The organism is Ureibacillus sp. FSL K6-2830 (assembly GCF_038004145.1).
GTDB lineage: Bacteria > Bacillota > Bacilli > Bacillales_A > Planococcaceae > Ureibacillus > Ureibacillus thermosphaericus.
The window spans coordinates 482,292-496,685 of the sequence record NZ_JBBOQR010000001.1 but is presented as its reverse complement, the minus strand read 5'-3'; the positions used below and the strand labels follow the sequence as shown (position 1 = coordinate 496,685).

18 protein-coding genes are annotated in these 14,394 nt (G+C 36.4%); 12 read left to right on the top strand and 6 right to left on the bottom strand.

Annotation, left to right across the window (positions count from 1 at the left end):
* Window positions 1-16 precede the first annotated feature (16 nt).
* From NSU17_RS02490 to glnA, 7 genes are all read left to right on the top strand, one after another.
* Complete coding sequence (locus NSU17_RS02490; RefSeq protein ID WP_096550723.1) at window positions 17-697, top strand: adenosylcobinamide amidohydrolase; 681 nt, start codon at window positions 17-19, stop codon at window positions 695-697.
* Window positions 694-1,647, top strand: coding sequence for an adenosylcobinamide-phosphate synthase CbiB (gene cbiB / locus NSU17_RS02485; protein ID WP_340704205.1), 954 nt, complete (start codon window positions 694-696; stop codon window positions 1,645-1,647). Before NSU17_RS02490 ends, cbiB begins: the two co-directional genes overlap by 4 nt.
* A complete protein-coding gene (locus NSU17_RS02480; protein WP_340704204.1) occupies window positions 1,622-2,698 on the top strand; it encodes a pyridoxal phosphate-dependent aminotransferase in 1,077 nt (358 codons plus the stop codon). Before cbiB ends, NSU17_RS02480 begins: the two co-directional genes overlap by 26 nt.
* Window positions 2,688-3,290, top strand: a complete 603-nt coding sequence (locus NSU17_RS02475; protein WP_340704203.1) for a histidine phosphatase family protein — start codon at window positions 2,688-2,690, stop codon at window positions 3,288-3,290. The genes NSU17_RS02480 and NSU17_RS02475 overlap by 11 nt, the downstream gene beginning before the upstream one ends.
* Before the next feature lie 62 nt (window positions 3,291-3,352).
* On the top strand, window positions 3,353-3,970 hold the full coding sequence (locus NSU17_RS02470; protein WP_340704202.1) for a Bax inhibitor-1/YccA family protein: 618 nt from the start codon (window positions 3,353-3,355) through the stop codon (window positions 3,968-3,970).
* A 204-nt stretch (window positions 3,971-4,174) separates the two neighbouring features.
* On the top strand, window positions 4,175-4,579 hold the full coding sequence (locus NSU17_RS02465; RefSeq protein ID WP_016836852.1) for a MerR family transcriptional regulator: 405 nt from the start codon (window positions 4,175-4,177) through the stop codon (window positions 4,577-4,579).
* Window positions 4,580-4,622: 43 nt separating this feature from the next.
* On the top strand, window positions 4,623-5,957 hold the full coding sequence (glnA, locus tag NSU17_RS02460; protein ID WP_340704201.1) for a type I glutamate--ammonia ligase: 1,335 nt from the start codon (window positions 4,623-4,625) through the stop codon (window positions 5,955-5,957).
* Between the two features lie 56 nt (window positions 5,958-6,013).
* Here glnA and NSU17_RS02455 read toward each other — a convergent pair whose 3' ends face one another.
* From NSU17_RS02455 to NSU17_RS02435, 5 genes are all read right to left on the bottom strand, one after another.
* Window positions 6,014-6,880, bottom strand: coding sequence for a DUF7305 domain-containing protein (locus NSU17_RS02455; RefSeq protein WP_340704200.1), 867 nt, complete (start codon window positions 6,878-6,880; stop codon window positions 6,014-6,016).
* A gap of 84 nt (window positions 6,881-6,964) precedes the next feature.
* Entirely contained in the window at window positions 6,965-7,639 is a 675-nt protein-coding gene (locus NSU17_RS02450) for a pilus assembly PilX N-terminal domain-containing protein (RefSeq protein WP_340704199.1), read from the bottom strand.
* Between the two features lie 53 nt (window positions 7,640-7,692).
* Window positions 7,693-8,094, bottom strand: coding sequence for a PulJ/GspJ family protein (locus NSU17_RS02445; protein WP_340704198.1), 402 nt, complete (start codon window positions 8,092-8,094; stop codon window positions 7,693-7,695).
* A 17-nt stretch (window positions 8,095-8,111) separates the two neighbouring features.
* Window positions 8,112-8,591 carry a hypothetical protein gene (locus NSU17_RS02440; protein ID WP_340704197.1) on the bottom strand — a complete coding sequence of 160 codons (480 nt, stop codon included), beginning with the start codon at window positions 8,589-8,591 and terminating at the stop codon, window positions 8,112-8,114.
* A 314-nt stretch (window positions 8,592-8,905) separates the two neighbouring features.
* Window positions 8,906-9,361, bottom strand: a complete 456-nt coding sequence (locus NSU17_RS02435; protein WP_340704196.1) for a hypothetical protein — start codon at window positions 9,359-9,361, stop codon at window positions 8,906-8,908.
* A gap of 474 nt (window positions 9,362-9,835) precedes the next feature.
* On the opposite strand from NSU17_RS02435, the gene NSU17_RS02430 reads away from it, so the two are divergent.
* The 5 genes from NSU17_RS02430 to NSU17_RS02410 all read left to right on the top strand — a co-directional run bounded on the left by NSU17_RS02430 (window position 9,836) and on the right by NSU17_RS02410 (window position 13,570).
* Window positions 9,836-10,591 carry a prepilin peptidase gene (locus NSU17_RS02430; protein WP_340704195.1) on the top strand — a complete coding sequence of 252 codons (756 nt, stop codon included), beginning with the start codon at window positions 9,836-9,838 and terminating at the stop codon, window positions 10,589-10,591.
* Between the two features lie 80 nt (window positions 10,592-10,671).
* The gene (locus tag NSU17_RS02425) at window positions 10,672-11,520 is read left to right on the top strand and encodes a hypothetical protein (protein ID WP_340704194.1); all 849 of its coding nucleotides are present in this window, start codon (window positions 10,672-10,674) and stop codon (window positions 11,518-11,520) included.
* 26 nt (window positions 11,521-11,546) lie between these two features.
* A complete protein-coding gene (locus tag NSU17_RS02420; RefSeq protein WP_340704193.1) occupies window positions 11,547-12,191 on the top strand; it encodes a hypothetical protein in 645 nt (214 codons plus the stop codon).
* Window positions 12,192-12,279: 88 nt separating this feature from the next.
* Complete coding sequence (locus NSU17_RS02415; protein WP_340704192.1) at window positions 12,280-12,627, top strand: hypothetical protein; 348 nt, start codon at window positions 12,280-12,282, stop codon at window positions 12,625-12,627.
* A gap of 238 nt (window positions 12,628-12,865) precedes the next feature.
* Window positions 12,866-13,570, top strand: coding sequence for a gamma-glutamyl-gamma-aminobutyrate hydrolase family protein (locus tag NSU17_RS02410; protein ID WP_340704191.1), 705 nt, complete (start codon window positions 12,866-12,868; stop codon window positions 13,568-13,570).
* Window positions 13,571-13,621: 51 nt separating this feature from the next.
* On the opposite strand, the gene lexA is transcribed toward NSU17_RS02410, so the two are convergent.
* Window positions 13,622-14,239 carry a transcriptional repressor LexA gene (gene lexA, locus NSU17_RS02405; RefSeq protein WP_016836870.1) on the bottom strand — a complete coding sequence of 206 codons (618 nt, stop codon included), beginning with the start codon at window positions 14,237-14,239 and terminating at the stop codon, window positions 13,622-13,624.
* Window positions 14,240-14,394: the final 155 nt, after the last annotated feature.

The following is a 14,394-nucleotide window of genomic DNA, read 5'->3' as shown; positions in this document are numbered from 1 at the left end:
AAAAAGAGGGAATAGAATGATAACACTTGAATGTATCAAAAACTATGGAGAATTTATTGCAATTGAAGCGAATGAACCCCTGCGCACGTTTAGTTCAGCTATGCACAATCCTGGTTATGGTCATTATCAATATTTTATTAATCGTACTGTTGATAAAACCTATTTTCCTCAGGATGCCCATGAAGAAATGAAACAATTTCTTCTATCCAAAGGCTTTCCACTTGATAAAACCGTAGCGATGATGACGGCTGTCGATATGAAATTTGCCTTTTCACGTTTTTACGAGGAGGGTGAAACTTCCATCGTTTTACTTGTTACTGCTGGATTGAGTAATGCGGTGGATGTTACAAAATCTCATGCATATTCTTATAAACCAGCAAATGGCACAATCAATATCTTTATTTTCATAAACGGTTATTTAACGGATGAGGCATTAATTCAAGCATTATGTTGCGCTATTGAAGTGAAAACAAAAGTGCTCGCGGAACGAAACATTATCGATTCCAATTCCGGCACGATTGCGACAGGTACTTCTACTGATAGCGTTTGCATTGCCTCCACTCAAAAAGGGGAATTTCATGAATATGGAGGGTCCATTACAAAACTTGGTTCGTTTGTTGGAAAAGCCTTATATGAAACGTTAACAATGGCCGTTGATGAATATATTGCTTATACGAAAGGAATATCGAAAACATGACGATTGTTGCAGTGATTGTAGGACAATTGCTAGATGCTTTTATCGGTGACCCTCCAAAATTTCCACACCCTGTTCGGTGGATCGGTTCATTCATCATATTCCTTACCAATCGTTTCAATAAAGGATCTTACCGCTTTCTTAAAGGAATGATTACCGGTATTCTCGTTGTATCTGTTGTAGCTATTACAACTTTTCTTATAGTGTATTTAGCTTATAAAATTCATGTAATAGTAGGCATACTCATTGAAGGGGTATTGATTGGGATTGGACTAGCCCAAAAAAGTTTAAAAGAAGCAGCAATGGAAGTATATCATGCGTTAATTGCAGGAGATTTAAATGAAGCTAGAAAAAAACTATCGTGGATTGTGGGGCGCGATACCGAACATTTAGAGGAATCGGAAATTGTGCGCGGTGTTGTAGAAACAGTCTCTGAAAATACAAGTGATGGGGTAACAGCACCACTATTTTACGCTTGTCTTTTTGGAGCAACTGGATTATGGGCTTATAAAGCAATTAACACGTTAGATTCCATGATTGGTTATAAAAATGAAAAATATATTGAGTTTGGAAAATTTAGTGCAAAATTGGATGACGTAGCTAACTTTATTCCAAGTCGATTAACAGGTTTGATTCTTTTATTGTTCACGAAAAATAAAACCCATCGCTCGTTAGCTGAACGGATTCGTTTATGGAGGATAGATGCAAAAAAACATCCTAGTCCTAATAGCGGTTATTTAGAAGCTGCTACCAGCTATCAACTTGGAATTAGACTAGGAGGCTACAACTCTTACCAAGGCGTACAATCCTTTAGAGCTTATATGGGAAAAGCGGATGTGCCGTTAGAGGTAAACCATATTAAAGAAGCAATTCGCCATATGTTTATCGTTTCAGCACTATTTACGATGATTATGGGAGGTGGCGTCGTTGCAATTACCGTCGCATGGGGCTAATTACAAAACGCTTTATCAACGTTTTCAGATTCCAATTCCTGAAAAAGTATATGATTTAAGTGAAAATGTGAATGCATTTGGCTTTCCTCAGAAAGTGAAAGAAGCTTGGCCCCAATTCATTCACCATATTTCCACCTATCCGCATCCAGAAGCAGAACCGTTAAGAACAATGCTAGCAAAGAAACTAAATGTTCAACGGGAAAACCTTATCATTGGAAACGGCGCGGCAGAATTATTAACCTTTTTTGCTGGAAGATTTACGAATCAACAAGTAATCATCGTTCATCCAACCTTTTCTGAATATAAATCGACGTTGGAAGTGCAAGGAGCCAAAATCATTGAACATGTGGCTCAAGAAATTACGACATACAAACTTCCAATGAATCAAATCAAAAAGAGCATGCATGATGCTTCTTGCCTCTACTTATGTAATCCGAATAATCCAACGGGTTCCCTTATTTCAAAGGATATAATTGAAGAACTCTTGATTTACGGAAGAGAAGTAGGTTGTGAGCTGTTAGTTGATGAGGCCTTTATGGATTGGACCGATGAATCTGAATCTGTTATCTCCCTAATAAAACAATATTCTAATCTTTCGGTTATGAGATCGATGACGAAAATGTACGGTATTGCTGGCATTCGATTAGGATATTTAGTTTCAAGCGAAAATGTTATCAATCAGTTGAGAGAAAAGCTTCCTCATTGGCACGTAAATGCTTTGGCAATCGAAATCGGCAGATTATGTTTAGAAGATGATAAATTTCGAAAAGAAAGCATTGAAAATCACCAATCATTAAAAAGAAATCTAGAAAACTATTTGCACAAACAACAATGCAACATAACGAAAAGCGTTGCGAACTTTTTATGCTTTCAATTGAAAGAATCGGAAAAAACAAGAGATTTTTATTTTTATTGCCTTCGTAATGGAGTTGTCTTAAGACATACAGAAAATTTTGTTGGTATGGATGGCAAATGGCTTCGAATGGGCATTAAAAGCGAAAAAGCAATCGAAAAATTTCAGCAAGTTATGGATGAATGGTATGGAAAATAAATTAGAACTTTATATCGTGCGCCATGGAGAAACAGAATGGAATAAAGAAGGGCGGCTGCAAGGGTGGCTCGATTCAAATTTGACGAAAATGGGCATTGAGCAAGTCATGCGTTTAAAAGGGCAACTTCAAGACATTTCATTTGATGCGGCTTTTTCTAGTCCTTCAAAAAGAGCCTATGACACTGCCGAAATATTAGTAGGTCATTATTTAACGATTGAAAAAGATGCTAGATTGCAAGAAATTCATTTAGGTAGTTGGCAAGGAAAGCGGATTGCAGAAATTCAAAATGATGATGCAGAAAGATACGAGGAATATTGCTGTTATCCAGAACGATACACCCCTGATACCGGGGAAAGTTTCCAACAAGTTATTCAACGAATGGACGAGTTTGTTCAATTTTGTGCAACAAAATTGACTTCAGGGAAAATTCTTGTTGTATCCCATGGTGTAGCCATTCGCGCCCTAATATTATCGATTTTGCGATTACCAATTCAACATATATGGGACTTTGAAATTGAAGGAGCAAGTGTCACAAAAATTATCGTGACAAAGGAAAATCGAATGATTGAATATATCGGAAAGGTCTTTTAGTTTGAATATACAACTCCAATGAAAAATATATTGAACTATATAAGATAAACGGAGTTGTTTACATGTACGCCCATCATTTAAGACTTGTATTACAACATTTTGCTTTAATGTGGGGTTTAACGGCCATTGGTTTATTGATTGGAATGTTATTGCCATCCTCAATTGTTTTGGCCATTGCAATTATGAATATTTTCTTGTTAATTGTCGTCGTTTTTGTACGCAATGCATATTTAGCGGGTGGAATTTTATATGCTGTTCCATTTTTAACAGGTATTATGTTCTTTTGGTTAGGTCAGTTTTTTATAGAGGCACTAGGAGCAGCATTTTTGCTTTCCGTATTTTTCGGAACGGTAATTCTATTTATTATACTTGCGTTAGTGGGATTAAATATACCACGGGATCTTTCTAGCTGGGGAATGTATTTAGTGGCAATTTTACTTATTGGTATTATATTTTCCCTTATTTATTTCTTTATCTCAGTTAGCAGTACAGTACATATATTGATTGCAGCTTTAATCGTATTGGTATTTGCTCTTTTCACTGTGTATGATTTTAATTTAATTCGGAATCATTATGTAAAAGAAGATGAAGTTGTAAAGATGGCTTTGAGTTTATATTTAGTTTTTATCAATTTATTTATCCATTTATTAGAATGGATTTACCGATGGAAAAAAGGATAATGTTAAAGGAAAAAACTGTGGAAAATGACAATCAATTTTTCCACAGTCTTTTTGTTTTGCGTCAAAATAAAAAATAAACAATTTTTCTTAGATAAACGGCAATTTATCTCGAATATACAATAAATTACTGATGTTAGGTTTTCTAACATGACATTGACAAATAAAATGACAGGTAGTAAAATTTCCTCATTGGGGAGGAGTGACATGTCAAATCAAAAGAAACGGACGAGTGAAATTCGAAAATCTATGCCTTTATTGCCAATTGGTACGGTAATTCAATTAACGGATCTTACGGCGCGCCAAATTCGTTATTATGAAGAACATGATTTAATTCGTCCACATCGTACAGAAGGCAATCAACGAATGTTTTCGTTAAATGATGTTGATCAACTGCTAGAAATTAAAGATTTACTTGAACAAGGCTTAAACATTGCGGGAATCAAAAAAGTCTTTGAAATGAAAAAAGAGGAAAATGAGCATAATAAAATCGGAAAAGAACTATCAGAAGATAAAATCCGCAGCATTTTGCGGGAAGAAATGAAGATTGCTCAATCCCGTTTGCAAAAACCTTCCTTGCGTTATGGAGACGTTAATAGGCTCTATCAATAACAATCGTCAAAGCAAAGCTAACATAATTAGGAGAGTGGATTTTTTGAGTCGTTATACAAAAGAAGATATCTATCGTTTAGTAGAAGAAAAGGAAGTAAAATTCATCCGACTACAATTTACAGATATTTTAGGAACAATCAAAAACGTGGAAATTCCTGTAAGCCAATTGGATAAGGCATTGAACAATAAAATGATGTTCGACGGATCTTCCATTGAAGGATTTGTGCGAATTGAAGAATCTGATATGTATTTATATCCGGATTTAGATACATTCATGGTATTCCCTTGGACAACTGGGAAAGGAAAGGTAGCTCGTTTTATTTGTGATATTTACACTGCTGATGGCGAACCATTCTTAGGTGACCCTCGCACAAACTTGAAACGAATTATTAAAGAAATGCAAGAAATGGGCTTTACCGATTTCAATCTAGGGCCTGAACCAGAGTTCTTCTTATTTAAATTGGATGAAAACGGCGAACCTACTTTAGAAGTTAACGACCATGGTGGATATTTTGATTTAGCTCCAACTGACCTTGGAGAAAACTGCCGCCGCGATATTGTATTAGAGTTAGAAGAGATGGGCTTCGAAGTGGAAGCGTCTCACCATGAAGTGGCGCCAGGACAACATGAAATCGACTTTAAATATGCAGACGCAATTACCGCTTGTGATAATATTCAAACATTTAAATTAGTAGTTAAAACGATTGCAAGAAAACATGGTTTACATGCAACGTTTATGCCGAAGCCATTATTCGGTGAAGCAGGGTCAGGTATGCACTGCAATGTTTCTTTATTCAAAGGAAAAGAGAATGCATTCTATGATCCATCAACAGAACTTGGATTATCCGAAACAGCGATGCAATTTATGGCTGGTGTATTAAAACACGTACAAAGCTTTACGGCCATTACAAATCCAACAGTGAACTCTTACAAGCGTTTAGTACCTGGGTTTGAAGCCCCTGTATATGTCGCTTGGTCTGCACAAAATCGCTCTCCATTAATTCGTGTACCAGCTTCTCGCGGAGTGTCAACACGTATTGAAGTGCGTTCTGTTGATCCATCAGCGAATCCATATTTAGCAATGACAGTTATTTTAGCGGCTGGTCTTGACGGAATTAAAAATAAATTAACGCCGCCAGCACCAATTAACCGAAACATCTATATCATGACAGAAGAAGAGCGTCGTGAAAACGGAATTGAAAACTTGCCTGCGCAATTGGACGATGCGCTACGCTTGTTGGAACAAGATGAAGTGGTGAAAAACGCACTTGGACCACATATTTACCAAAACTTTAAAGAAGCGAAGGAAATCGAATTCGAAATGTACCGCTCCACAGTTCACCCGTGGGAGAGAGAGCATTATTTGAAAATGTACTAAGGTATAATGAAAGCGTAGAAAACTTTCTGAAATGGAGAGTTTCTACGCTTTCTTTTTTACTTATCAATTTCAACTAATGGTTGTTCAATAAATGGATCACTTAAGTCCGTATCAAGATTATATTCTGTATCCGTTGGAGTATTAGGTGTTGGTGGAACAGCTGGATTTGGAACGATAGGTTCGCCATAATTTATGCTTGTATTTCCTACAGCGTTGATAGAATTTGCAATCACTATGCCGGTTACGTTACCGCCTCCGTTTAAGGATAACGTTGCTTTTGGAGCGACTATCCATTGACCACTTGTTGATACTCCTCCTTTTATTTCAATCTCTGAACCGCCACTATAAATATTGCCATCAATAGTAAAACCACCAGATAATTCTAAATTGCTTTGTTTTACATACAAGGATCCGTTTACTTTTGCTCCACCAGAGAAGGAGAGAGGGGCAGTGCCATTATAAAATATATTAAAAGAAGCAGGGTTGCCATTTAAATTTAATTGACAAGATCCTCCAATAGAAGAAATTTTTTTCGCATAAATATTTAATGTTCCTGATCCTATAATGTTGATATGACCTTGTGAAATGTTTAAATTATCAACTAGTAAATTAATCTCCTTATTACCAATATCAATGGTAATTGTATTATTACCAGTTATGTTAATAGATTTAAGTCTTGTGTCGTTATTCAATGTTAATGTAAAGTTATCTGCTAAATCAGAAGTAGCATTTAAATGCCCATCTTTAATGACCCAATGTTTATTGTATGGATTTTTCACAATTTCATAATCTTTTGGTAGAGGGAAATATTCTCCTTCTTGAAAAATTTTATCTGGAAATTCAGGTAAATAATGATCTAATTTTGAAGGGGAATTTTTTAAAAATTCAGGGAGTGATGTAAATTTTTCTTTTATGCCCTCCATCCAATTTGGATATTTTAGCTTCGATTCATCAGCTGCTGCAATACTTCCAGTAATGGTTGAATCTCCGTTTAAAGTTATATCGCCTTATATAGATCCGGCATTACCGTGGATGGTTGCTCCACCGCTCAATTCTATATCTCTTTTTGTAAACACTGTAAAATTCTCTAAAGGGAGAACGTTTTCTTCTTTTTCATTTTCGCGTTCATCTTCGTTCGATTGATCATTTCCACCTTCTTTAGGTTGAATATTGACATTAATATTTAAATACAATTCTTGAGTAACTGTACGTGATTGCGCTGGATACTCTTCAAAAAAACCTGTTGATGTAATGGTGATAATTGGCTGTTGATTTAAATGTATCGACACTTCTGTTTCTGCTTTAGGTTTTTTGGAGAACTGTTCTTCCAAATAATAAGTAGAACCACATTTACCACCAGTATATTTTTTACAAAAATCATCTACTAATTTTTCGTAATATAAATTTTGTAAGTCTTTTTTATCGATATTTGGATCCAAATTTTCGAAAGAGGCTTTAATATCTCCGTCCAGTTCTTTTAACACTTTCAATACATTTGATTTTTCAAGGTTTACACCTGCCTCGGCAATGTAAAATAATGCTTGATTTTCTCTTTCGTGGATAGTTGTTTTATTTGTATTTGACGTGATGGTTAATAGGGATATTCCGATAACAGAAGCTAACATAAGAACCAAAATGGTCAGAAATAATGCGTAGCCTTGGTGATTTTTAATGAACTTCATCACGATCCCCCTCTTCTAAAATTAATGGTCGTTCGATATTCTTTGCCATTAATTTAAAAAAATATGGTTGCTTCTTTTCCTTCATTATCAGTTGAGATTAAAAAGCTTTCTATATTTTTTCCTACTACTGTAACATCGTTGTTTTCATCTGTTCGTAACAATTCATTGTTTGACGTGTATTCGTATTGATAGAGTAGTTTTTCTTTATTGTATAGATAATATTTATTCGCATTTTCAGAATCAATTTCAATTCTATAACTCTTTCTCATATCTTTCGTGATTTGTTTTAAAACAAATGCACCACTTTGAATTTGTTGTACTTCTTTTCCTTGTTCAGAATGTTGTGAAATAGAAGAGTTCATAATAGAAAAGATAAATGTGGAAATAATCGATAAAATGATGATAACAGCTAGAACTTCCACCAAAGTCAAGCCTTGTTGATTATGCTTAGACATTCTGATAATCCCACCGCCTAATTTGTCACCTTTAACATATAAACATTTTCTAAAATAGCTTTTGTGCTATTTGTATTCAAGTCAATCAACTCTATCCGAAAAGATACGCTATTCTCATATTGACAAAGAGTTTTTATATGAATTTCTCCTTTGAAATTAGGATATTGAGAATCTATTTTTTCGAACACATAATCAGAATAATCTTGATTATTATTTGGGCATTTTTTTAGACTTTCTGATTGCAACGTATAATTACTGTCAGACTTCAGTTTTAATATTAGATTATTAAAGTTTTCACCATTCGATAATGAATATAAATTTTCCATTTCCATTTGCGCTATATATGTTGCGTCTGCGATAGACTCGGATATACGATTTATTTTTTTGGATTGTACTAAGAAAGTGAAAAAAGCAATTAGAATAATGGAAAGGATAATGATTGAAGCAACTACTTCTAATAATGAAAGGCCCAGTTCATTTCGTAAGATTTTTTTCATTTACTCCTCCTAAAGAACAAAATTAACCTCACTTAAAATAGATTTATGTATAACCTGATGAATAAAGAGCGCTATATAAACTATCGAGGTTGATTTTTTTATTTACAGTCTAAAATGGGAACAAAATACTATTTATACTTCATTATACATTTTTATGAAACTTTAATGGGTACTATTTATTATAAAAATTTTGACATTTGATGAATATAAAATGAAAGTTTTATATAAAAATTCCTTATAAATAAAGTTACCGAAGTAAAAAAGGAGCGAATTGAATAACATAATGTTATCATCATTCGCTCCGATTATTAGAATTATTTTCCTTCCGCTTCCCATTTCAAAACATTTTCTTTTTCAACAATAAGTGCTCCGTTTTCTTTATCAAAAACTGAAACATAAACTCTTGTAAGATTTTCATATTCAGCATGTGGTTTCATTTTTAAAATAACGTAAAATTCATCATCTTCTTTATATTCTTTTTCAAAGGTGAAGATGGCATATTCACCTTCCTTTGGTTCGCGATAGCCAATCGATTGGATTGCTTCGAAACGCTTTTCAAATGGATATTGTTCCGCAACCGCATAGGCTTTATTAAGTTCCGCTTCTGCCGCTCTTGTAGCCTCAGCTACCACTTCTTCAGAAAATTCGATATTTTGATCTTTAATTGTAAAATAAATCATTGCACCGCCTGAAATAAGGAAAAGTACACAAATCGTGATTGCTGTAACAACTAGCGATTTACCGCCTCTTTGGTTGAATAGATATTTCACTATAAGCACCTACTTATCATGTAGAATGAATTCTAATTTCAATGTAATGAAAAACGTTGAAAATTGCTATAGAAGATAGAGAATTGTGCTTTCATTGTCACAATATATTGATGTTTTGATTTATCTTGCTTACAAAACATGATGGAATCGTAACATATTGTTTTTGTAACAAAAATGAAACATTTTTTACAAATCTTATATACATATAACAAAGGTAATCAAAAATATAATTATAGTAGAAGGGAACTATTATTTCTCAGGAATGGATATATATTATAAAATAAAAAATTTCCAGTAAAACGGATGATTTTTAGTCTATAAATTTATTGTATGATATTATCGATTTTTCTCTGCCTGGGGAAGAAAATGAATTCGCTGAGGATCCAGTGGATAGCATCGAAGCAACTGTTCAAGTGACAACCTTCTATTATGAAGGAGATGAATAGTCAATCGATTTTGTGAGGAGCGCTTTACATGGAAATTGTGTATGGAATTTTTTTCTTTCTATTTGGAATTGTGTTTGGGTCATTTTTTAACGTTGTAGGCCTAAGAATTCCTAAGAAAGAGTCAATCATTACTCCACCATCCTATTGTCCGAATTGTCAAAGGCGACTGACTGCGATTGATTTAGTTCCTGTATTTTCATACATATGGTTACGAGGAAAATGCCGGACGTGTGAAGCGAAGATTTCGCCGATTTATGTAGTTTCAGAGCTTGCAACAGGTTTACTGTTTGCATTTAGTTATATTCAGCTCGGATTGTCCATTGAATTGGCCATTGCGCTTTTCTTTATTTCATTATTAGTGATCATTGTCGTATCTGACCTAAAATATATGATTATTCCGGACAAAGTGCTTCTTTTCTTTTTACCATTGCTAATCTTAGGTCGCATTCTTTCGCCGATTGAACCGTGGTGGGATGCTTTTCTTGGTGCAATGATAGGTTTTGGAATATTGCTTTTGATAGCGGTAATTTCAAAAGGAGGAATGGGTGGCGGCGACATTAAACTATTTTTCTTAATCGGTCTGGTTTTAGGGACTTTGAAAACCTTGCTAACTTTATTTTTAGCATCCGTCATCGGCATGATTGTCGGTATGATTGTGTTATCGGTGCGAAATCAAGGTCGCAAAACTCCTGTTCCATTTGGCCCGTCCATTGCATTGGCAGCGGTCATCGTGTATTATTACGGCGGTACAATCATCCGGTGGTATTGGCGGTTGTTTCATTAAAATTCATCAAGGAGAGTATCACCTATTTTGGGTGGTGCTTTTTTGTTTGGGTTAAAACAATAGTGTGTGAGGTTAGGTTTTTGAAGCTTGATAAGGTGGCAACTCGTGCGAATAGGGTGTCTGCTTGTGTAGATAAGGAACCAACTTGTGCAGATAGAGTACCCGCTTGTGTAGATAAGGTGGCAACTCGTGCGGATAGGGTGTCTGCTTGTGTAGATAAGGTGGCAACTCGTGCGAATAAGGTGTCTGCTTGTGTAGATAGGATACCAACATGTGCAGATAGAGTTCCCGCTTGTGTAGATAAGGTGGCAACTCGTGCGGATAAAGTACTTGCTTGTGTAGATAAAGTTGAAACATGTGCGAATAGGGTGTCTGCTTGTGTAGATAAGGTACCAACATGTGCAGATAGAGTGTCCGCTTGTGTAGATAAGGTGGCAACTCGTGCGAATAGGGTGTCTGCTTGTGTAGATAGAGTACCAACATGTGCAGATAGAGTACCCGCTTGTGTAGATAAAGTTGAAACATGTGCGAATAGGGTGTCTGCTTGTGTAGATAAGGTGGCAACTCGTGCGGATAAAGTACTTGCTTGTGTAGATAAAGTTGAAACATGTGCGAATAGGGTGTCTGCTTGTGTAGATAAGGAACCAACTTGTGCAGATAGAGTACCCGCTTGTGTAGATAAGGTGGCAACTTGTGCGGATAAAGTACTTGCTTGTGCAGATAGAGTGTCCGCTCGTGTAGATAAAGTTGAAACATGTGCGAATAGGGTGTCTGCTTGTGTAGATAAGGTGGCAACTCGTGCGAATAGGGTGTCTGCTTGTGTAGATAAGGTGGCAACTTGTGCGGATAAAGTACTTGCTTGTGCAGATAGAGTACCCGCTCGTGTAGATAAAGTTGAAACATGTGCGAATAGGTATCCGCTTGTGTAGATAGGGTACCAACATGTGCAGATAGAGTGTCCGCTTGTGTAGATAAAGTTGAAACATGTGCGAATAGGGTGTCTGCTTGTGTAGATAAGGTGGCAACTCGTGCGTATAGGGTGTCTGCTTGTGTAGATAAGGAACCAACTTGTGCAGATAGAGTGTCCGCTTGTGTAGATAAAGTTGAAACATGTGCGAATAGGGTGTCTGCTTGTGTAGATAGGGTACCAACATGTGCAGATAGAGTGTCCGCTTGTGTAGATAGGGTACCAACATGTGCAGATAGAGTACCCGCTTGTGTAGATAAGGTGGCAACTCGTGCGGATAGAGTGTCTGCTTGTGTAGATAGGGTACCAACATGTGCAGATAGAGTGTCCGCTTGTGTAGATAAAGTTGAAACATGTGCGAATAAGGTGTCCGCTTGTGTAGATAGGGTACCAACATGTGCAGATAGAGTACCCGCTTGTGTAGATAAGGTGGCAACTCGTGCGGATAGAGTGTCTGCTTGTGTAGATAAGGTGGCAACTCGTGCGGATAAAGTACTTGCTTGTGCAGATAGAGTGTCTGATTGTGTAGATAAAGTTGAAACATGTGCGAATAGGTATCCGCTTGTGCAGATAAGGTGGCAACTCGTGCGGATAAAGTACTTGCTTGTGCAGATAGAGTACCCGCTTGTGTAGATAAAGTTGAAACATGTGCGAATAGGTATCCGCTTGTGTAGATAGGGTACCAACATGTGCAGATAGAGTACCCGCTTGTGTAGATAAGGTGGCAACTCGTGCGGATAGGGTGTCTGCTTGTGTAGATAAGGTGGCAACTCGTGCGAATAGGGTGTCTGCTTGTGTAGATAAGGAACCAACATGTGCAGATAGAGTGTCCGCTCGTGTAGATAAAGTTGAAACATGTGCGAATAGGGTGTCTGCTTGTGTAGATAAGGTGGCAACTCGTGCGAATAGAGTACTTGCTTGTGCAGATAGAGTGTCCGCTCGTGTAGATAAAGTTGAAACATGTGCGAATAGAGTACTTGCTTGTGTAGATAGAACAGCCACATGTGCGAATAAAGTGCAAATAATACCAACATGTGTGTATAAAAGGGGTGTCCACTTGAGCAGATAAAAAAACAACATGTTTAGAGTGCCCACTAGTGTAGATGGAGTATTCTTGTGCGAAAAGGGTGTCCACTTGAGCAGATATGAAGTATCAGGAGCAAATAATTCGTTTCTCTTGTGTAAAGATTCACGATTATGCAAAGAGTCTCCCATAAAATGAATACTCAAAAAATACCAAAATATTCCTATACAATTCAAATATAATAAAATATATTACATAATATAATGGCAAGGGGGATGACTATATGAAACCAATTATAGGTATAACAATGGATTGGGAGGGGGGAACATATCGGGTAAATGATTCATACGTGCAAGCCGTTCTCAATGCAGGTGGAATTCCAATTTGCCTTCCTTATATTTCAGAAGAAGATGGAGAACAATTGATAAATAAAATCGATGGATTATTGCTCACAGGAGGAGGAGATATCAATCCCATCCTTTTTGGTGAAGAACCGCTTCCTAAATTGGGGAGAGTTGTAACAAAGCGTGACGAAAGGGAAATTCAATGGACAAAGATTGCACTTCAACGAAATATCCCGATTCTTGCAATTTGCCGTGGATTGCAAGTGTTAAACGTAGCGCTAGGTGGGACAATTATCCAAGATATTTACTCACAAAATGAAAGAGAAATTCTTCTGCATACTCAAAATTCTCATCGTTCCGAAACATCCCATTTTGTTCATCTTCAAGATAAGTGTAAATTGCAGCAAGTTGTAAGCTCCACAAAAATAGCAGTGAATTCTTTCCATCATCAAGCTGTAAAAGAGATTGCAAAAGACCTGACAATTGTCGGAGTGGCTAGCGACGGCATCGTGGAAGCGGTAGAACATAAAACTTCACCATTTTGCATCGGCGTTCAATGGCATCCAGAAGAGCTGGCTTTTAATGGTGAGGAAGGAGCAATAAAATTATTCAAAGCATTTGTTGCTGCTTGTACAAAAGAATAATAATGAAGAAAACTCGCATTCAGATGAATAGTTTGCGAGTTTTTCTAGTAATTAATGAAATTTTCTATATAAACCAACTACAATTCCTAAAATCGTGACATTATCGACAATGATTGGTTCCATAGAAGAGTTTTCAGGTTGTAAGCGGAAATAATTCTTTTCTTTATAAAATCGTTTCACAGTCGCTTCATTTTCTTCCGTCATGGCAACTACAATTTCTCCGTTGTTTGCAGTAGATGCCTTTTTCACAACGACGTAATCTCCATCTAAAATACCGGCTTCAATCATCGAATCTCCCATTACTTCTAGCATGAACAGCTGATCTTCACTTGTTCCGTATGTAGCAGGTAGCGGAAAATATTCTTCTATATTTTCAATCGCTGTTATTGGACTACCAGCAGTTACTCTACCGACTAATGGCACATGGACAACTGGCTGTTTTTGAACCACTTCGTCACTATCCAATATTTCTATTGCTCGAGGTTTAGTAGGATCTCTCCGAATATATCCTTTTTGTTCTAGGCGCGTAAGGTGACCGTGTACTGTTGAGCTAGAGGCAAGCCCAACTGCTTCACCTATTTCGCGAACGGATGGAGGATACCCTTTTGCTCGAACTTCCTCTTTTATAAATTCTAAAATATCCTTTTGTCTTTTTGATAATTTCTCCATGTTGGTCACCTCTAATGTGAATAGTTTTACATATTTTACATATAGTATAACAGCACATCTCGAACAATGCAAACACAAGTTCGAAAAAACCTATTGACAAAAACGTACGTTCGCATTATATTAAGAACAGATATTCCGAACAAACATTCGAGAAA

Coding starts and splice junctions, on each gene's coding strand:
- NSU17_RS02475 (WP_340704203.1), top strand. CDS start 2,688: ATGGAAAATAAATTAGAACTTTATATCGTGCGCCATGGAGAAACAGAA.
- NSU17_RS02470 (WP_340704202.1), top strand. CDS start 3,353: ATGTACGCCCATCATTTAAGACTTGTATTACAACATTTTGCTTTAATG.
- NSU17_RS02455 (WP_340704200.1), bottom strand. CDS start 6,880: ATGGAGGGCATAAAAGAAAAATTTACATCACTCCCTGAATTTTTAAAA.
- cbiB (WP_340704205.1), top strand. CDS start 694: ATGACGATTGTTGCAGTGATTGTAGGACAATTGCTAGATGCTTTTATC.
- NSU17_RS02465 (WP_016836852.1), top strand. CDS start 4,175: ATGTCAAATCAAAAGAAACGGACGAGTGAAATTCGAAAATCTATGCCT.
- lexA (WP_016836870.1), bottom strand. CDS start 14,239: ATGGAGAAATTATCAAAAAGACAAAAGGATATTTTAGAATTTATAAAA.
- NSU17_RS02445 (WP_340704198.1), bottom strand. CDS start 8,094: ATGTCTAAGCATAATCAACAAGGCTTGACTTTGGTGGAAGTTCTAGCT.
- NSU17_RS02450 (WP_340704199.1), bottom strand. CDS start 7,639: ATGAAGTTCATTAAAAATCACCAAGGCTACGCATTATTTCTGACCATT.
- NSU17_RS02410 (WP_340704191.1), top strand. CDS start 12,866: ATGAAACCAATTATAGGTATAACAATGGATTGGGAGGGGGGAACATAT.
- NSU17_RS02440 (WP_340704197.1), bottom strand. CDS start 8,591: ATGAAAAAAATCTTACGAAATGAACTGGGCCTTTCATTATTAGAAGTA.
- NSU17_RS02490 (WP_096550723.1), top strand. CDS start 17: ATGATAACACTTGAATGTATCAAAAACTATGGAGAATTTATTGCAATT.
- NSU17_RS02430 (WP_340704195.1), top strand. CDS start 9,836: ATGGAAATTGTGTATGGAATTTTTTTCTTTCTATTTGGAATTGTGTTT.